The 18,244-nt window shown below is 38.4% G+C and carries 23 protein-coding genes; 5 read left to right on the top strand and 18 right to left on the bottom strand.

The genetic code is table 11. From position 1 onward, the window contains the following. Positions 1 to 54: 54 nt before the first annotated feature. Positions 55 to 1,239: a hypothetical protein gene (locus tag OQ267_RS02220; RefSeq protein ID WP_265834727.1), complete on the bottom strand. Its 1,185-nt coding sequence runs from the start codon at positions 1,237 to 1,239 to the stop codon at positions 55 to 57. Between the two features lie 299 nt (positions 1,240 to 1,538). On the opposite strand from OQ267_RS02220, the gene OQ267_RS02215 reads away from it, so the two are divergent. The 3 genes from OQ267_RS02215 to OQ267_RS02205 are packed head-to-tail and all read left to right on the top strand — an operon-like array spanning position 1,539 to position 3,718. Then, positions 1,539 to 2,717: a fibrobacter succinogenes major paralogous domain-containing protein gene (locus tag OQ267_RS02215; protein WP_265834726.1), complete on the top strand. Its 1,179-nt coding sequence runs from the start codon at positions 1,539 to 1,541 to the stop codon at positions 2,715 to 2,717. Positions 2,718 to 2,720: 3 nt separating this feature from the next. Next, a complete protein-coding gene (locus OQ267_RS02210; RefSeq protein ID WP_265834725.1) occupies positions 2,721 to 3,245 on the top strand; it encodes a YfiT family bacillithiol transferase in 525 nt (174 codons plus the stop codon). Further along, positions 3,242 to 3,718: a DUF6265 family protein gene (locus OQ267_RS02205; protein ID WP_265834724.1), complete on the top strand. Its 477-nt coding sequence runs from the start codon at positions 3,242 to 3,244 to the stop codon at positions 3,716 to 3,718. The genes OQ267_RS02210 and OQ267_RS02205 overlap by 4 nt, the downstream gene beginning before the upstream one ends. Before the next feature lies 1 nt (position 3,719). On the opposite strand, the gene OQ267_RS02200 is transcribed toward OQ267_RS02205, so the two are convergent. The 8 genes from OQ267_RS02200 to OQ267_RS02165 all read right to left on the bottom strand — a co-directional run bounded on the left by OQ267_RS02200 (position 3,720) and on the right by OQ267_RS02165 (position 9,191). Next, complete coding sequence (locus tag OQ267_RS02200; protein ID WP_265834723.1) at positions 3,720 to 4,439, bottom strand: heavy-metal-associated domain-containing protein; 720 nt, start codon at positions 4,437 to 4,439, stop codon at positions 3,720 to 3,722. A gap of 147 nt (positions 4,440 to 4,586) precedes the next feature. After that, positions 4,587 to 5,411, bottom strand: a complete 825-nt coding sequence (gene ygiD / locus OQ267_RS02195; protein WP_265834722.1) for a 4,5-DOPA dioxygenase extradiol — start codon at positions 5,409 to 5,411, stop codon at positions 4,587 to 4,589. Between the two features lie 123 nt (positions 5,412 to 5,534). Next, positions 5,535 to 6,107: a YceI family protein gene (locus OQ267_RS02190; RefSeq protein ID WP_088303323.1), complete on the bottom strand. Its 573-nt coding sequence runs from the start codon at positions 6,105 to 6,107 to the stop codon at positions 5,535 to 5,537. A gap of 103 nt (positions 6,108 to 6,210) precedes the next feature. Next, complete coding sequence (locus tag OQ267_RS02185; RefSeq protein ID WP_265834721.1) at positions 6,211 to 6,771, bottom strand: AraC family transcriptional regulator; 561 nt, start codon at positions 6,769 to 6,771, stop codon at positions 6,211 to 6,213. Continuing rightward, entirely contained in the window at positions 6,771 to 7,274 is a 504-nt protein-coding gene (locus OQ267_RS02180; RefSeq protein WP_265834720.1) for a DUF3347 domain-containing protein, read from the bottom strand. The genes OQ267_RS02185 and OQ267_RS02180 overlap by 1 nt, the downstream gene beginning before the upstream one ends. Before the next feature lie 79 nt (positions 7,275 to 7,353). Then, positions 7,354 to 8,166: a hypothetical protein gene (locus OQ267_RS02175; protein ID WP_265834719.1), complete on the bottom strand. Its 813-nt coding sequence runs from the start codon at positions 8,164 to 8,166 to the stop codon at positions 7,354 to 7,356. Positions 8,167 to 8,168: 2 nt separating this feature from the next. After that, a complete protein-coding gene (locus tag OQ267_RS02170) occupies positions 8,169 to 8,705 on the bottom strand; it encodes a heavy-metal-associated domain-containing protein (RefSeq protein WP_088303319.1) in 537 nt (178 codons plus the stop codon). 81 nt (positions 8,706 to 8,786) lie between these two features. Beyond that, entirely contained in the window at positions 8,787 to 9,191 is a 405-nt protein-coding gene (locus tag OQ267_RS02165) for an HYC_CC_PP family protein (RefSeq protein WP_265834718.1), read from the bottom strand. Positions 9,192 to 9,284: 93 nt separating this feature from the next. Between OQ267_RS02165 and OQ267_RS02160 the strand changes: the two genes are divergently transcribed. Further along, on the top strand, positions 9,285 to 10,007 hold the full coding sequence (locus OQ267_RS02160) for a peptidylprolyl isomerase (RefSeq protein ID WP_265834717.1): 723 nt from the start codon (positions 9,285 to 9,287) through the stop codon (positions 10,005 to 10,007). Positions 10,008 to 10,398: 391 nt separating this feature from the next. Beyond that, positions 10,399 to 11,166, top strand: coding sequence for an exodeoxyribonuclease III (locus tag OQ267_RS02155; protein ID WP_265819348.1), 768 nt, complete (start codon positions 10,399 to 10,401; stop codon positions 11,164 to 11,166). Between the two features lie 49 nt (positions 11,167 to 11,215). Here the strand turns inward: OQ267_RS02155 and OQ267_RS02150 are convergent, their stop codons facing one another. From OQ267_RS02150 to lpxD, 9 genes are all read right to left on the bottom strand, one after another. Next, on the bottom strand, positions 11,216 to 11,374 hold the full coding sequence (locus tag OQ267_RS02150) for a hypothetical protein (protein WP_172406595.1): 159 nt from the start codon (positions 11,372 to 11,374) through the stop codon (positions 11,216 to 11,218). Between the two features lie 11 nt (positions 11,375 to 11,385). Further along, on the bottom strand, positions 11,386 to 11,946 hold the full coding sequence (locus OQ267_RS02145; RefSeq protein ID WP_265834716.1) for a 5-formyltetrahydrofolate cyclo-ligase: 561 nt from the start codon (positions 11,944 to 11,946) through the stop codon (positions 11,386 to 11,388). Between the two features lie 112 nt (positions 11,947 to 12,058). Continuing rightward, entirely contained in the window at positions 12,059 to 12,619 is a 561-nt protein-coding gene (efp, locus tag OQ267_RS02140; RefSeq protein WP_029281673.1) for an elongation factor P, read from the bottom strand. A gap of 105 nt (positions 12,620 to 12,724) precedes the next feature. Beyond that, positions 12,725 to 13,285: an elongation factor P gene (gene efp / locus OQ267_RS02135; RefSeq protein WP_265834715.1), complete on the bottom strand. Its 561-nt coding sequence runs from the start codon at positions 13,283 to 13,285 to the stop codon at positions 12,725 to 12,727. Between the two features lie 387 nt (positions 13,286 to 13,672). Next, positions 13,673 to 14,287 carry an ABC transporter ATP-binding protein gene (locus OQ267_RS02130; RefSeq protein ID WP_265834714.1) on the bottom strand — a complete coding sequence of 205 codons (615 nt, stop codon included), beginning with the start codon at positions 14,285 to 14,287 and terminating at the stop codon, positions 13,673 to 13,675. Continuing rightward, positions 14,287 to 14,766 (bottom strand): GNAT family N-acetyltransferase, encoded by a 480-nt coding sequence (locus tag OQ267_RS02125; RefSeq protein ID WP_265834713.1) that lies wholly within the window; start codon positions 14,764 to 14,766, stop codon positions 14,287 to 14,289. The genes OQ267_RS02130 and OQ267_RS02125 overlap by 1 nt, the downstream gene beginning before the upstream one ends. A gap of 141 nt (positions 14,767 to 14,907) precedes the next feature. Next, on the bottom strand, positions 14,908 to 15,693 hold the full coding sequence (gene lpxA, locus OQ267_RS02120; RefSeq protein WP_010599175.1) for an acyl-ACP--UDP-N-acetylglucosamine O-acyltransferase: 786 nt from the start codon (positions 15,691 to 15,693) through the stop codon (positions 14,908 to 14,910). Then, complete coding sequence (locus OQ267_RS02115) at positions 15,690 to 17,105, bottom strand: bifunctional UDP-3-O-[3-hydroxymyristoyl] N-acetylglucosamine deacetylase/3-hydroxyacyl-ACP dehydratase (RefSeq protein ID WP_088300367.1); 1,416 nt, start codon at positions 17,103 to 17,105, stop codon at positions 15,690 to 15,692. Before OQ267_RS02115 ends, lpxA begins: the two co-directional genes overlap by 4 nt. Next, positions 17,095 to 18,171 (bottom strand): UDP-3-O-(3-hydroxymyristoyl)glucosamine N-acyltransferase, encoded by a 1,077-nt coding sequence (lpxD, locus tag OQ267_RS02110; protein WP_265834712.1) that lies wholly within the window; start codon positions 18,169 to 18,171, stop codon positions 17,095 to 17,097. The genes OQ267_RS02115 and lpxD overlap by 11 nt, the downstream gene beginning before the upstream one ends. Between the last annotated feature and the right edge of the window lie 73 nt (positions 18,172 to 18,244).

Raw genomic sequence — 18,244 nt, 5'->3', positions numbered from 1 at the left:
GGTTTAAGATATATTTAGCTTGCTGCGGCAAAAGATTGTAAAATTAAAAAGTAACTATCTGATTACTCGCCCGGTTTTATCCACATTTACCTGGTCGAATGGCTTTAAATATTCATTAATAATTACCGAAAATTCTCTTCGGGTTAGTACTTTTTTCAAGTCATATTTAGACGAAAATTTATAGCTGTTGTTCCACTTTTTTTGTAACTCTGTTTTAGTGGTATCAACGGCTTTATTGCCAACATATGCCACCAATAACACGGTATTTTCCAGATTAACCGGCACATCTTTATGGTCATCGAACCAGATCTGAGCCTTATAATAATAATCTTTTATCGGCTGTTTAATCTCCTCATTAGTAACTTCCTTTTCCGGGTTAAAGAAAGCCTTTTCATTTTTAATCTCCGCTTTCAGGATCCCGGTGACTCCAATTTTCTGGATCGCCAGCCAGTTCGAATCGGTGACTTTGACATCGGCAAAAGGGATCAACGGAAGTTTATAGGTTAAGAGTTCGCTTTGAATTGTTTTTAAGTTAGATAAGCTGGTTTTCGTTTTAAAGAAGGCTGCGTAGGTTGCGGTAGCTCCGGCTGCCTGGCCAATCTCTATACTGTTGGGGTCAATGTAAAGTAAGTTTTCCTGATCAGGAATTAACAAGTGATATAAAGATAGAAAGCTTGAGGTACCGGTAATCCCGGAAATGGTTGTGCGATATAAGTTTTCGGTATAATTTAAAGCACTCAGGTGCATTGGTTTTAAACTGGCAATGTTTAAATTAGAAAGAAGCTGATCATTGTTGTCTGCTATAATAAGAACTTTAGCTTTTATACTTTTACCTTTACTAATTTTTGCTTCCCATCCACTACCAGAACGTTCAACAGCAATAATGGTCGTATCGTTTATAACTCTAAATAATTTGATGCTGTCTACCTTATTTTTAGCTGAATTTTTCTTTTTTGTTTGGGTTGATTTTTTTCCTAAATCCTTGATGTATGCAATTCTCTTTAGCTGTACATTTTCATAAATTTTATAAACTTCTGCTGATTTCGTCTCTTTAATTTTATCCAGACTAAAAGGATGGCTTTGCGTTAAAATGACTACGCTGGCGCCAGATCGTGAAACCTGTAAACCTGAAGAATAGGCGGCATCAGCATTTCCCAGTATTAATACATCTGTTTTAATGGTTTGTGCGAAAACAAGTGTAGGAATCAAACATACGAAAGCAAAAAATAACTTCTTCATCTGTGGATTTTAAATTCATTGCAATATGCTTTAAAAGCATGAATTTTTTATGATCAGGCGTATTCATTTTACTAACTATCCCGAACAGAACGATTATATCGCAATTGAAATGAGACGCTGCCCGGCATCTCGTTTCAAAACCTTCCGAAAGAGTTGTGATTTTCAATCGAAATTAGATCTAACCATAATCATTTTTCCTCGCAATAACCAAAAAAAGGTTTGTTGAGATCGTTAATAAAAAGTGATGTAGAATTTTATTACTGTACTTAAAGACAGATTTTTATATTTGAAATAAAATAATGAAAAAGCGCTCGTATACCCCCATTTTTTTTCTTTTGATAAGTTTATTCGGATGTCAAAAGGAAAACAACCCGGTTCAATCACCCGAACTCTCTGATTTTATCCTGGGTGGAGTGAGAGTTGGAGAGCCAGCTTTTCTGCTTACCCATCCGAAAAGTAAAAGTAGCGGGACCTTCTCTTTTAAAACAAGCGATACTTCAATGATTACCATCCAGGAAAATCTTGTTACCATAAGGAAAAATGGAACTTGTGTGATAACGGCTATACAACAGGAAGCAGAAGGTTTCCGCAAAGATTCTATTAAAGCAACTTTAGTCATTTCGCCTCGCCTTGCCCCAATGCTTACCGGCTTTGTCATACCTGATAAAAAAGTAACTGATCCTCCGTTTATCCTAACCTCACTTAAAAGCAACAGCAATGGAGAAATCACTTTTAGGAGTAATAATGCCGCGGTTGCGGTTGTTACAGGAAGCCTGATAACCATTAAAGGTGCCGGGAAGGCAATCATTACCGCTTACCAAGCCCAATCTGGAATTTACAGCGCATATAGTATTTCTGCAGATCTTTTTGTTACCGACGCCTTAATCGCTGAAACATTAACCGATGTGGATGGGAACGTATATAAAACGGTAAAACTGGGAAACCAGACATGGATGATGGAAAATTTACGGACTGCACATTACAGGGATAAAACACCAATACAAAATGTGATAGGCAACTCCGATTGGTCTACACAATCAAGCGGGGCTTATTGTACTTATAATAACAATCCTGAACTAGGTAAAACATATGGGTTTTTATATAATTGGTATGCAGTAAACAATAACCATCAACTTGCACCACAGGGTTGGCATATCCCAACTAATACGGAATGGAACGTTTTATATGATTATATTGGAGGAGACCGTTATAGTGGAAGCAAAATTCAAGAAAGTGGTGTTAGTCATTGGATAGACGATACCGGGGCTTCAAACAGTACAAAGTTTACTGGTTTACCGGGGGGGAAAAGAAACGGAAATGGTACATACGAAAACCTTTCTTATAATGCTTATTGGTGGACGACCACGACTAATTCTACCGGAACAGCGCAGTATTACAATTTATATGTTAAAGGTTACATTGAGGTTGCAGAGAGTTTTAAAAATTTGGGTTACTCCATAAGATGTATTAAAGATTAAATAATGAATTTAGATCAACTTAAATACCCCATCGGACAATTCATCATGCCTGAAGTTTTCGATAAACACCAGGCAGATATCTGGATAGCCGAAATCGAAGCACTTCCGGTTCAAATTAAACATAGCACAGCACATTTAAGTGAAGAAGAATTAAACCAAACCTATCGGCCTGGCGGCTGGACATTGAAACAGGTTATTCATCACCTTCCGGATAGCCATATGAATGCCTATATTCGTTTTAAGCAGGCTATTACCGAAGACATTCCGATAATCAGGCCGTATTATGAAGAACGCTGGGCAGAAACCGAAGAGGCAAAAAACGGTGATATTAAACTATCAATTGATCTGTTAACAGGTTTACATCAGCGCTGGGTTGCTTTTCTCAAAACACTGGAACTCGAAGATTATCAGCGCAAATATGTCCACCCGGCCCAAGGCATTGAACTCACTTTGGCCAATATGCTGGGCATGTATGCCTGGCACGGAAAGCATCACCTGGCACACCTCACCAATACTATAACAAAGTGAAAAGAATCTATTTATATTCCTTGATTTTATTTTTTGTTGGTTTTTACAGCAATGTTAAAGCGCAAAGAGATCTATCCAAAACCTTTTCTTTTGTGTTAGGCTCATGGGAAATGCAGACACCTAAAGGGAAAATAGTGGAACAGTGGAGTGAGAGTACCGATGCCATCCTGAAAGGCAAGAGTTATCGCGTTAATGCAAAAGGGGATAGTATACTTACTGAAACATTACAGATCAGAACAATAGGAAAAAATGTTTTCTATTGTTCAACTGTTGCTAATCAGAATGAAGGGAAAGAAGTCTGTTTTAAGCTTATTTCCACAAAAGATCAGATCTATATTTTCGAAAATGCGGCACACGATTTTCCGCAAAGAATAGTTTACCAAAACCAGGGGAAAAATGAAATGCTCGCATGGATTGAAGGCAAGCTTAATCGGAAAAGCCGAAAATCGGAATTTAGATATAAGCGGCAATAGCTTACATCAAAATTAACATGGCTGCGCTCATGGCAATCATCATCGCATCTTCAACAATGGTTACGGTACTCATGGGTAGATTAAAAACAGCACCTAAACAGGCACATTGAATTTTCTTTTTGTTTAAAACGCTTTCTAAAACACCGAGTATACTTATGGTCATCACAACCAGCGTGACCCAATTCACGATAACAGGCGATAGGTTTAATGCAAAGGATAAGCCTAAGCCTAATTCGATAAAGGCATAGATATAACCCCAGGCACTGAATTTTTTAGCCACGATATCGTACATGGCATAACTTTCGGCAAATGCTTTTAAGTTGAGCATTTTAAAGAAAGAAAAGGTAAGGAAGAAACCTGCCATGAAGATGCGCATAAAAACCATCGTATCTATTGTATTTTGTTGCCAGGAAGCGATTAGGGAGATTGCGGTAACGTATCCAAAAATCAATAAGATTGGTTTATAGGTTTGTGCCCAGGTTTTGGTGTCTGTAGCAGCTTCGACAGGAGATTGGCTGGTGATTTTATATTTGCTCTCTGGCCCTCCCAATGCCTGTTGCAGTGCGGCTAATCCGATGTGTTTTTCCATACTGATGGTTGCCGATTGCGTATCTTTAGAAACTTCAACGGCAGTTACATCAGGTAAGATTAAAAGGTTGCTTTTTACTTTATTTTCGCAACCACCGCAAGTCATGCCGGTGAGTTGATAGGTATGTGTCATTTTAAATTTTTATGTAAAACTACCTATCTGGAGGGCAATAACCGTTATAGAATAATCATAAAATGTTATAATATTTTAGGTAAGTAAAACCATTCTATTGATGGCATATTTCCCCTAAACCCTAAACCCTAAACCCTAAACCCCTCGTCACCCTACCAAAACTGAAGTCATCGTTAAAGAGCCACCAACCGCTTTGTCATTAAAGAAAGAGAGATCTTCCTTGTCGTTTTTTAAACCTAAAGTATAGATTAATGGTAGATAATGTTCTGGTGTTGGAATGGCCAGCATGGCATCAGTACCCAAGCTGCGGTAATTAATTAAAGGTTTGTGATCACCGTGTGCAATGAGATTTTTAAATTTGTCATTCATCTCATTGGCCCAATCATAACCGCCGCCATTAATCATGTCCCAGTTCAACATACGAAGGTTGTGTACCATATTGCCACTGCCGATAATCAAAACGCCTTTTTTGCGAAGGGAATATATTTCCTTCGCTATTTCGTAATGCTGCGCAGGAGATTTGGTATAATCAATACTCAACTGGAGCACTGGAATATTGGCATCAGGATACATGTGTCTGACGATTGTCCACGTACCATGATCTAATCCCCAGTCGTGATCAAGCGCTACATGGGTAGAGTGAACCAATGTGGGGATTTCCAAAGCCAGGTCCGGATCTCCAGGTGCAGGATACTGCACATCAAATAAGGCCTGCGGGAAACCACCAAAATCATGTATGGTAGAAGGAAAGTCCATCGCGGTAACAAAGGTTCCATGTGTATACCAATGTGCAGAAACCACCAGAACGGCTTTAGGAACAGGAATATTTTTCGCCAGATTAGTCCAGCTTTCACTATACTCGTTGTGCTCAATACCATTCATCGGTGACCCGTGGCCAATAAATAGGGTAGGCATGAAGTCCGTTTGAGTTAAACCTTGAGTAAAATTCCTGAATTGAGATAATGCAGCCATAATATCATTTCTCCATGCTAAAAGAGCCTGTTGATGCACTTATGGCTACTCAACAGGCTCCTTTGCAGATTTTTATTTGAATATTTCGCCATATACCAGATTGATAAATGACAACCTTGTCAATTATTTCGATTGAGCAAACTCTAAGTTTAACTTAATGGTAACATCTTTGGCCACACCTGCACCGGTAGGATCATATTTAATATGATAATCTAAGCGGTTAATGGTCGTTGTTGCACCAAAACCAGCTTTGGTATTTCCTTGTTGGTCTTTTGCTGTTCCGCCATATACTACGGCAAATTTTACATCTTTAGTTACATCACGAATGGTTAATTTACCACTTAACTCATAATTGTTGCCGCTTAACTTTTTGAAAGAAGTGCTCTCAAATTTCATTGTTGGAAATTTTTCTGCATTGAAGAAATCATCAGTTTTTAAATGACCATCGCGCATTTCAACACCGGTGGTAATGCTATTCACATCAACAGTAAAAGTAATTTTAGCATCCGTTAAGTCTGGTTTGGCAGCAGTAACCGTTCCGTCAAATTTCTTGAATGAACCATCCACGAAAGAAATGCCCATGTGTTTAACAGAGAAGTTAACAAATGAATGCATCGGATCTATTTTCCAGCTGGTTTGTGCAAAAGATGCCACACTTATAGAAGTAGCTATCAGAAATAAGAATAATTTTTTCATAACTTTTGTTTTGTGATTTTTATTTAAGCAAAAGTACGCCTACTTTCAGTTTAAGGACTTGATGTATGTTAAGAAAAGGCAGGACATTCCATTTTACATCCTGTCAAACCTCATCCAGCGATTTCCGGTTAGCTAAAAGGAGATTTTTGTAGGTGGACGGTGTTAAACCGGTAACCTGTTTAAATTGGGTTGAAAGATGCGCAACGCTGCTATAATTAAGCTGATAAGCGATTTCGCTTAAAGTAAGCTCTCGATAAGTAAGCATTTCTTTCGCTTTTTCAACTTTTTGTGCGATAAAATATTTCGCTATGGTTTGATTTTCAAGCTCAGAAAATAGCGCACTAAGTTGCGGGTATTCAAGGTGGATGCGTTTGCTCAAGAAGGATGATAAATTTATTTTTAAAGGCTCTTTGGTGTGGTGAACCAGGTTAATGATAACCGTTTTTATTTGCTCGGTAATTTGAGCTTTCTTATTCTCAAGTAACTCAAAACCCAACTGATTTAGTTTTTCAGCAATTTTCACTTTATCAGTGAAAGAAATATTTTCCACGAATGAAACTTTGCCTAATTCAACCGAAACAGGATCAAAGCCAAGCTTTTCGAGCTCAGCTTTAACCACCATTTTGCAGCGGTTGCATACCATGTTTTTGATATGCAGTTCCATTATTTTGATTTGATCGTTTCCGAAACGTCGCCACAATCGAACATCATACTTCCATAATACGGATTTTCGATGCTTTCCTTTTCATTCAACCAACTTGCTTTTGCCATCGGGCAATGCTGGACGTAAACGGTACTATTATTAAATCTGATATTTCTGACCGTTTTAATCATGGCAGATGAAATGCCTTCGAAAGATTTTCTTTGCATTTTGATATCTTTACCTGCGGCAAGTTCAGTTGCTTTTGCCTTGATCATTTTTGCCTGCTCCATCCAAAGCGTGTGCTGCGTTGCTGGTAAATCTTTGTGTGGAATGGCATCAACTTTAGCCGATAATACCTTTACTTTCTCAGCAGCTACATCTTTCTTGTCAGTAGCTAAAGCATTTTTAACATCATAATATGCCGTTAATAACTGATTGAAAGCTACGTCAGTTTTGCTTTGTGCAAATGTTAATTTCGTACCTGCAATGGCGATAATAGCCATCATGATCATTATTTTTTTCATCTTGTTTCATTTTTGAGAAGTTCATATATTTTGCATCATTTAAGATAGGCATCAACATGCGCTTCGTTTTATTTTTAAATTATTTCAGGACATTAAAAAAATTAAATTCTGCCCTAACCAGATACATGTTTTTGGTGTACCTATCGGTCATGTTTCCGGCTGCCTGAAAGCGGTAGCCCAGATCTATCCTTGTGGTGCTATTTAAAATCATCTGAACTGCCGGAGCCAAATCCAGATAACTTTGGCCTGTACCCGGATCGGTTTTACCCAACATTTCAAAGTAGACATTGAAATTAGGCTCTTTATAGTTTTTATATACGAAAGGTAAAACTAAATAACCAGACGATAAACTGTAAGAAAGCATATTGTTAGGTCTTGGCATTTCTGATAGCTGTTTATCAATGTCTTTAAATGCATGAGCATAACCAAGTGTGGCTGATAGGGCGAGTTTATGAAGCAGTTGTGTAAAAACAAACCCACCCTGAACGCCGCTGTTATCCCCCTCCAGATTAATATCCCTGGTGTAAGTTGGTCTTTTACTGGTGCTGATTCTTGCGAAAGCCGCAGCCCTGAAATGACTTTGGGCTTCATCAATAGAAAGAAAGCGGTATTTCGCATATAAACTGCCCCCTTCTAGACGATATTTCCCGTCCATATCTGACAGGAAAGCCTGCGCATGTGCCATCAGGTTTTTGTTGAAACCAAACATTACTTCAGGAATCGTCCGGCTTACAAAACCTGGATTATTGAACATTCCTTCATTGGTTAAACGAACGCCAATGGATTTGGCAGGCATGTTGCTCGCAGGTTCAGTGAAAACGTATAACTCCTGACTAAAAGCAGCCTGGAAGGCGCCGGAAATAACCAGCACCATAATTATCAACCGCTTCATTTTTAAGAAAGAATGAGGTGGTAAACACGGGTTTTCTTGCCATTTATAACAGCTGTTCCGCTCGCATAGGCATCAGATGAAACCACTGGTGCTTGTTTTTTGAATGCCGGGCCAGAAATGAAATTTTTGTCTACAACAGATGCTTTTACCGTTCCGTTCAGGGTTTTACTCTTGGCATTAATGAAACGATATACATTTCCATCTACAATGGCCTGACCTTTATCATCAACTTTAACCTGGTTAAAGGCAAAGTCTGCAGTTAAGCCACCAATAGAAAAGCCGGCATCCTGTACCTTTTTACGAACCATATCCAGGTTGACATCGGCACCCTTTTTAAAGGTAAGTACAAAGATATTTTTGTTTAAATCTGGTTTAACCGCATGCACAAAACTTAAGGTTTCAAGCGACTTTTGCGTAGCATTGGAACACATGGAACAGGTTAAGCCAGTTACCTGTAAATCTGCAGTTGATATTTGTTGGGCCGAAACTTTAACGGCAAAAAGAAGCATAATAATGCTGAATAATTTAATCGTTTTCATGATTTTTTGAATTAGAATTTAAGAAAATGTCACATTGAACCTGTCGAAATGCTTAAAGCACTGACTGGTGAATGGATAATCCTAATTCCTGAAAATACAGTTGAAAACATGTATTGCAACCCCTGAAGAAAGCGGAGGTGCTTTGTTTGTAATTTTGCTAAAAAAAGCAGGGGTAATGTTTGAAAGAAATTCTAAAACGGGTGGATGAAGAAACAGCTGGATAGAAAATAACTTAGGCATTTGTGTCTGCGCTTCAGTTTGATGACTATCCTTTACCTTAACTGTAACCTGTGTATTTTTGCAACAGCCATCATCCTTGATTTTTTCTGCTGGAATATCCTTGCAGAATTTACAGGAAATTTCATTGCTGAACAGTTTTACGTTCTCTAATTTACCACCGCAGAAATGTAAACTTAAAGCCAAACCCATAACACTAACCGCATAGAACACGGCTAAAGAAAGTGCTATTTTTTGTTTTAACTTCATTGATACAAAGGTATGATAAAAAAAATTGAATAATAAACCCTATTATTTAATGAATTTCATTTTTTAGCTTAATTTAGCCTCAAACACCATTCAATGAAGAAACTTTTATTAATTATCTGCGTATTTTCAATGTTTTCTGCTTTTGCGGCTAAACCAAAAAATCAATATATCCGGATTAAAACGGAATTCGGGGAATGCATCGTTAAGCTTTATAACGAAACTCCTTTGCATCGTGATAATTTACTGAAGCTTGTAAAAAAGGGCTATTATAACGGAACCTTATTTCACCGGGTAATTAAAGGTTTTATGATCCAAGGCGGTGATCCTGATTCCAGAAATGCAAAGCCTGATTCTTTGTTAGGGGAGGGTGGACCAAAGTATACTATTCCTGCAGAATTTAGAGATAGTTTATTTCATAAAAAGGGCGTACTGGCTGCGGCCAGGGAAGGAGATATTGTTAATCCATCTAAGGCATCCAGCGGAAGCCAGTTCTATTTAGTGCAGGGGAAAGTTTTTACGGATGAGCAGTTAAATGCCTTAGAAGAAAAGCGCCTGAAATTCAAAATTCCTGAATGGCAAAGACAGGTTTATAAAACGGTTGGCGGTGTGCCACATCTGGATAGAAATTATACCGTTTATGGTGAAATTGTAATGGGCTTGGAGCTGGTTGATAAAATTGCTGCCATGGAAACAGATAAAAACGACCGGCCTAAACAGGATATAAAAATGGAGATTACAGTTTTGAAAAGAAGAGAGGCGAAAAAAATAGAGAAACAGATGTTTCAAGCCATGCTGAAGGACAAGGTGATTATGTAATCAAGGGATCTTATCTATTGTCGAAAAAGAAAAGGATTCTGGTCTCCTCTTGATGAACCAAATGATAAAAAAGAGGTGTTTTGAAATTACTCCTTTTCTTACCTGGCTACTTATGGTATTGGCTCATAGATAAAGGATAGAATGGCAATTAATTAATTCTTTTATAATTGGTTTGGATAAAGTTTTCAGCGTAATCGAATCCCCGGGTTTCTTCAATGAAAATTCCAATTTCCGGTCGTGTTTCATTATCCTTTCTCTGAAAAAGAAACTGTTAATGCCATTTCTCAGAAAGTCTTTTTTTAACTTCATCATAAGGATTAAAGCAAATCTCAATTGCTAAGCATTTACTCAATTAATTTATAAATTTACCCACGACAAATGAATCTAGTGAATGAAAATTATCTCCTATAACGTAAACGGTATTCGTGCGGCAAGTACGAAAAACTTTTTTGGATGGCTAAAAGCCACAAATGCAGATATGATTTGTTTACAGGAGGTAAAAGCATTGCCCGAACAAATTACAGAAATTATCGCTTTGATTGAGCAATTAGGCTATCATCATTATTGGTTTCCGGCACAAAAAAAGGGTTATAGTGGTGTAGCTATCCTCACTAAAATTAAACCAAACCATGTTGTTTTTGGTTGTGGAGAAGAATGGATTGACCAGGAAGGCAGAATTTTACGGGCAGATTTTGACGATTTTTCATTAATGAGTTTATATATGCCTTCGGGTTCGAGCGGAGATGAAAGGCAGGTTAAAAAGTATGCTTTCATGAGGTTTTTCGACAGTTATATTGAGCACCTTAAAAAAGAAATACCCCATCTCATTGTCAGTGGCGATTACAACATTTGCCACGCGGCGATTGATATTCATAACCCAAAATCGAATGCCAATTCTTCAGGATTCTTACCGGAGGAGCGCGAATGGATGCAGCTGTTTTTAGATAACGGTTTTATTGATGCTTTTCGCTATTTTAATAAAGATCCACATCATTATACCTGGTGGAGTTACAGAGCTGGCTCAAGAGGAAAGAATCTGGGTTGGCGAATTGATTATCACCTCGTAACCAAGCCGATGGAAAGTCGATTACGTAATGTAAGAATTTTACCAGATGCCATTCATTCTGATCATTGTCCGGTTTTGCTAGAAATAGAGTGAAAGGAGTAAGAAAAGGTTAATTGCGGAATTGTTAGTCGTTTGTGTAGACTTAAAGATGATCTGCTTCATACTTTTCGCCTGCTTTTAACATCAATTCAATTTGCTTTAAATCTTCTGTGGTAAGCTCTTCTTTTTCCTGTAATTCAAATACAGCAATCATATTATCTTCGTATTGTTTTTCAGTTTTGATTATGATTTCCTGTGGCATGCCGATTCAGTTTAAAATTTGATGGTTTCAGTTGGTGTAATGCAAAAATCTAAACGGATATCGTGCTCATTCACATCATCAATTTTATCAATTGCAGGCAACAAAGATAAGCCTATTTTTTGAGCAATTATATTTTCGAGAAAGCGGTCATAAAAGCCTTTTCCATAACCTACGCGATAACCATATTGATCAAAAGCTAAAAGCGGAATTAAAACCAGATCTATTTTGCCATGATAAGCAGCTCCCTTTTGCGGTTCGAGGATATTATATAGGTTTTTCTGTAGATCATGTACCCCAATGTATTCATGATTGGTCATTAAGGCCGTTTCAAAATCAGCTTTGGGAACAAGGATTTTAATTTGCGGATGATTTTCTGCCAGCCATTGGATAAACAAGAAGGTGTCAGGTTCTTTCTTTTCCAGAATGGGGAGAAAGATATGAAGTGTTTTGATGTTGCTAAAGTTGAGGGCAATAAATTGATGATATAAACCTTTGCTTAGCGTTTCATATTCTTCATCGGTAATGGCTAATCTATCTTTTAAAGCTTTTTTTCTGATTTCGGCTTTTAGCATAATCACAAAGTTAAAGATTACAGCTCAAATCCATAAGGTTTAAAGCATTACAGGTTAAATAAAAAAGCCCCTGAAGTATTTACTTCAGAGGCTTTCCATTATTAATTAAATATTATTTTACACGCTCAACATACTCACCGGTACGGGTATCAATTTTAATTTTATCGCCCTGGTTAACGAACATCGGTACTTTAACTTCAACACCGTTCTCGAGTGTTGCCGCTTTTAACGCATTAGTAGAAGTATCACCTTTTACAGCTGGTTCTGAATAGGTAATTTCAAATTCTGCAAAATTTGGCAACTGCCCCATAATTGCCTCATCGCTTTCCATTGAAACGATCACGCTCATGCCTTCTTTTAAGAACTTGATGGCCGAACCAAATAATGATTTTTCAACGTTATATTGTTCGTAGGTATTGTTATCCATCACCACCAAATAATCACCATCTTCATAAAGATATTGGTAATCGCTGGTTTCTACCCTGCAGATTTCTACAGCCTCATCTGTATTCATCCTTGCCTCTACAATTCTACCTGATTTAATGTTACGAAATTTACCCGTGTAAAAGGCACCGCCTTTACCTGGTGTACGGTGATTCCATTCGTCAACAGTAACTAACTCGCCGTTTACACGCAGGATGTTACCGTTTTTAATTTCTGATGCTTTAGCCATATTATGTGATCCTTAATTGGATTTATTTTTAGTTTTTCGTGACGGCAAAGGTAAAATTATTTTGATAAAAACCTATAACGCTTTAAGGGATAAGCTTTATGGATATTACCTTACCCTTTCTATGTATTCGCCATAACGTGTATCAATCTTGATTTTATCACCCTGATTTACAAATAATGGAACCCTCACTTCGGCGCCGGTTTCTACTATGGCCAGTTTTAAAGCATTGGTTGCAGTATCACCTTTAACTGCAGGTTCGGAATAGGTTACCTCCAGCTCAACACTGTTCGGGAGGCGCGCAATAATGGGCTCATCGCTTTCGAAAGCCACGGTTAAAGTCATACTTTCCTTTAAAAATCTGATGGAATCGCCAAAAAGGAATTTCGGGATGTTGTGCTGTTCGAAAGTTTCATTGTCCATCACGACTAAATAGTCGCCATCTTCATAAAGATATTGGTAGTCGTTGGTTTCTACGCGGGCAAAGGTAACCTCTTCATCCGGGCGGAAACGGTACTCTACAATTTTTCCTGTTTTGATGTTGCGCATGCGGGCCTGATAAAAAGCCCTTAAATTTCCTGGGGTGCGATGGATGAACTCTTCTACTGCTACCAGTTCGCCGTTGATACGGAGAACAGCTCCCGACCATATTTCTGATGCTTTTGCCATTTTATAATGAAATGTTGTTTTGACTAAAAACCAAAGTTAAAAAAATGGATGATGATTCGGAAGCCTATCGTCTTTTGAATATGGGTTAAGGCGGCAAATATACATATAAAAGAAATGCCTTTGGGAACCACTCCAAAGGCATAATCAACCTAAACCTCAAACTAAACTATGAAAAACTCTTGTGCCTTTTTACGGCTATATTTTTAATGCTGTTAAAACAGAAATCGCTTCATTTCCAGGAAGAGAATAATTAATATTTGTTTCTCTTTTTGGTGGTGCAAAGGTACTAACTATTTCTTAATTGCAAAATATTTTATTGAAAATATTTTTATAATACAAATGGATGACAAAAGAGGTCAGTTAAATAGGAGTAAAAGTTGGATTATATTACTTGTAATCAGCGATTTGAATCTGAGTATTGCAAAATTCATATTCGCGAAATTGATTAGAGCCAACAATAGTCAACCTGTCTTGAGCGAAGTTTTTAATTAACTCACGATACCAATCTTCACCCTGAATATCTAAATTACTGGTGGGTTCATCTAAAAAAAGGATAGGAGAATCGGCACAGCAGGCCAGGGCCAGCTTGGTTCTTTGTTTCATGCCAGAAGAGAAATACTTAATTTCCTTATGGGCAGACTTCTCTAAGCCAAGAATAGAGATGAGTAATTTGCGGTTAAGTCCGGGAGCAAAATTTTTAAACTTAAAATGAAAATCAATAATTTCTGTTAAGGTAAAAGTTTCCACCAGCTCTAAATAAGGAGCTGCGAAACTGATGTGCCGGTAGATATCTTCAACCGGAATATCTTTGGAATCTGAAAAAGATATCTGTCCTTCAGATGGGGATAAACTTCCGGTTAATACGCTTAACAAAGTCGATTTTCCTGAACCATTAGGGCCCAGTACAGCATAGCTGTTTCCGGAGGAAAGTTCAGTACTTAAGCCTCTGAAAATCCATTCTTTGTTAAACCTTCTGCCAACATTATTTAAAGTGATCTTCATTAATCGTTGTGCGTTGGATTAACGTTGAGCGGTTTTGTCATGCAAACGCTGTTATCTACACCAATGTACTGGCCATAATTTGGCGTAATCTGATAACCCACTTTTTGGTAAAGTGCAATTGCTTCAGGTTGCTTTTTGCCGGTTTCCAGTATACATTCTTTAAAGCCAAGTTCTTCGGCCCAATGCTCCAATTCCGTTAATATCTTCGCTGAAATACCTTGTCTCCTGAAATCAGGATGAACAAACATGCGTTTAATTTCGGCAGCGTTACCTGAAAATGGTTTTATGGCACCACAGCCTGCGGGGATGTCATTTTGGTAAGCTACCACGACTTCTTTAATCATGTCTATTTTATTAAACTGTGAATAAAAAGCATGATCATCTCCATCTCTAACGGCCAGGTCTTTATCCAACAAAGTAACCAGCTGCCTGAAATCAGTATTTTCTGAATTGGTTTTGATTAACGTTAAATTATTCATAACTCTGAAATGTATTCACCACCTTAGCAACCCAAGATTAAAGAAGAAATAAATGGTTTAGGGATAATGTAGATACCGGTATTTTTTTTAAAAAACACTAAAACAGTGCTTTATGGAATAAATTTACCCTAAACCCTAAACCTAGCTGCCCATACCGAAGCCCTTCATTACCCCACGGTTAGAATTACGGATGAAATCAACAATCTCATCACGGATCTCCGTAGGTTTGAACTCTGCTTCAATCATGTCTAAAGCTTTGGTTACGTTATTGTGCTTTACAAAAAGTACCCGGTAAATTTCCTGGATTTCGTCAATCTGTTCATTGGTAAAACCTCTTCTGCGCAAACCTACAGAATTGATTCCGGCATAAGAAAGGGGTTCGCGTGCAGCCTTAACGTATGGAGGTACATCTTTACGAACCAATGATCCACCGGTTACAAATGCATAAGAACCTACTTTAACGAATTGATGGATGGCCACTAATCCAGCCAGCACCACATTGTTTCCAATAGTAATGTGGCCCGCTAATGTCGTACTGTTTGAAAAGATACAGTTGTTACCCACCTCACAATCATGTGCGATGTGAGAATAAGCCTGAATTAAGCAATTACTCCCGATCACAGTTTTCCATTTATCTTTGGTGCCACGGTTAATGGTTACGCATTCACGAATTGTGGTGTTATCGCCAATTTCCGCTGTAGTCACTTCACCGGCAAATTTTAAATCCTGAGGCTCACCTGAAATAACTGCTCCTGGAAAAATGCGGCAGTTTTTACCGATCCGCGCACCATCCATAATGGTCACATTAGAACCAATCCAAGTTCCTTCGCCAATCACAACATCTTTATGTATCACGACAAAGGGTTCGATCACTACGTTTTCGGCAATTTTAGCCTGCGGGTGTATATATGCTAAAGGTTGTATCATGATTCGGCTGGTTCTGCTTGTTTAATTTTTGAAATTTGTGCCATCATTTCGGCTTCGACAACAATTTTCTCGCCTACCATGCCTACGCCTTTCATTTGGGCAATACCCCTTCTGATCGGTTCAAGCAAGTCGCAACGGAAAACAATCGTATCGCCGGGAAGAACCTGAGCCCTAAAGCGAACGTTATCTATTTTTAAAAAATAAGTAAGGTAGTTTCTGGGGTCTGGTACTGTGCTCAGCACTAAAATACCGCCTACCTGAGCCATGGCTTCAATCTGAATAACCCCGGGAAAAACCGGTGCACCAGGGAAGTGGCCCTTGAAAAATTCTTCATTCATGGTGACGTTTTTCACGCCAACCACATGGTTTTTAGATAGTTCTAAAATTTTATCTACAAATAAAAATGGCTGACGGTGCGGCAAAATGTCCATTACCTGATTGATATCATACAATGGTTTTGAACTTGGATCGTACACCTTCTGTATTTTTTTGTTTTTTTCTTTTTTGATGGCGGCTTTGATTTTCTTCGCAAAGGCCACATTTGCCGCATGACCAGGGCGTGCTGCCATAATATGGCCTTTTAAGTGCATGCCTACCAAAGCTAAATCGCCAATCATATCTAATAATTTATGACGGGCAGGCTCATTCTGGTAGCGCAGCTCCATGTTATTTAAAATTCCCTGAGGAGCCACATCGATATCGGCACGGTTAAAGAGTTTGGCAAGATGACTTAACTCATCTTTCGTTACTTCCTTATCTACAATAACGATTGCATTATTTAAATCGCCACCTTTAATTAAGTTGTGTGATAATTGGTATTCCAGTTCATGTAAAAAGCAGAAAGTGCGGCAGGATGCGATTTCTTTTTTAAACTCTGCAATGGTATTAATACCTGCGTGTTGACTGCCTAAAACCGGAGAATTATAGTCAATCATACAGGTAAAACGGTAATCATCAAGCGGCATCGCTACAATTTCTACCTTCCTGTCTTCTTCAGTATAAGTAATGTTGTGCGGAATAGTAAAATACTCCCGATCAGCATTTTGTTCTATTGTTCCAACTTCTTCCAATAGATCAATGAACTGGATCGAACTTCCATCCATAATTGGTGTTTCAGGGCCATCAAGTTTAATCAGGATATTATCTAAATCCATTCCTACCAAGGCAGCCATTACATGCTCAACCGTACTGACACTCGCCCCGTTCTGTGTGATAGTAGTGCCGCGGGAAGTATCAGTTACATTATCTGCATCAGCATCAATGATGGGAAGGCCATCTAAATCAATACGTTGAAATTTAAACCCGTGATTTTCAGGGGCGGGGCAAAATGTTAAAGTCACATTAGCACCTGTGTGTAAACCAACACCAGATGCCGATACTTCTTGTCTAATCGTTCTTTGTCTAACGTTCATTGTGTATTGTATTCTTTTCCAGTTCAGCCGTAAGCTTTTTCAATTCGTCTTCAAGTATATTTATTCTTTTCTCCACATCTGGCAGGTGTTTGAAAATTACGGATGCCCGCATCCAGTTACGCAAAGGTTGCGCCGGACTACCATGCCATTGTTTGTTTTCTTCGTTGATGTTAAAGTTGATTCCGGCCTGTGCGCCGATCTGGGTGCCTTTTGCCAAAGTCAAATGACCGGCAATACCTACCTGTCCGCCAACAACACTGTTCGGGCCGATTTTTGTGCTCCCAGAAATGCCGGATTGTGCCGCCAAAACGGTGTTTTCACCAATTTCAACATTGTGTGCAATTTGGATAAGGTTATCAATTTTGGCACCTTTTTTAATGATCGTAGAACCCATTGTTGCGCGGTCTACCGTAGTATTTGCGCCAATTTCCACATCATCTTCAATTACTACATTTCCTATTTGAGGAATCTTATTATAGGTCCCGTCTTTTTGTGGGGCAAAGCCAAAACCATCACTGCCAATTACAGTATTGGCATGTATGATTACGCGGTTTCCGATCACCGCATTGTGATAAATCTTTACGCCGGGAAAAATAATGCTGTTTTCACCTATGTTCGTATTCGCACCTACGAAAGTCTGGGCATTGAGCCTGCAACCATTACCAATCACCGCATTTTCAGCAACATAGGCAAAAGCGTCAATAAAAACATTCGATCCGATTTTTGCCGTAGGATGTACAAATGCGAGTTTATCTATTCCAGACGATGCCGCTTGCGCATTCATCGCCTCGTTATATTTATCCAGTAAAACGGTAAATGAACTATATGGATTATCTACCCGGATGAGGGTACTTGTAAAGGGTTGACTAGGCGTAAAATCTTTTGAAACGATCACTACTGATGCCTGCGTGGAATACAAAAAGTTCTCGTACTTAGGGTTTGAAAGAAAAGACAATGAGCCTTCTTTCCCGTCTTCTATTTTGGAAAGTTCAGTAATGGCTACATCAGGGTTGCCATCAATGGAACCTTCTAAAAACTCGCTTATCTGCTTTGCAGTAAATTGCATCGTACAAAGGTATATGTTAAATTGATATGAACAAAAAAACCTGTAAGGGTTAAGCCGCGTATATTTTACACAA

The sequence above is a fragment of the Pedobacter sp. MR22-3 genome (assembly GCF_026240075.1).
In the GTDB taxonomy this organism is placed as follows: Bacteria; Bacteroidota; Bacteroidia; order Sphingobacteriales; family Sphingobacteriaceae; genus Pedobacter.
The sequence above is the reverse complement of the archived record's forward strand: the minus strand, read 5'-3'. Positions and strand labels throughout refer to the sequence as shown.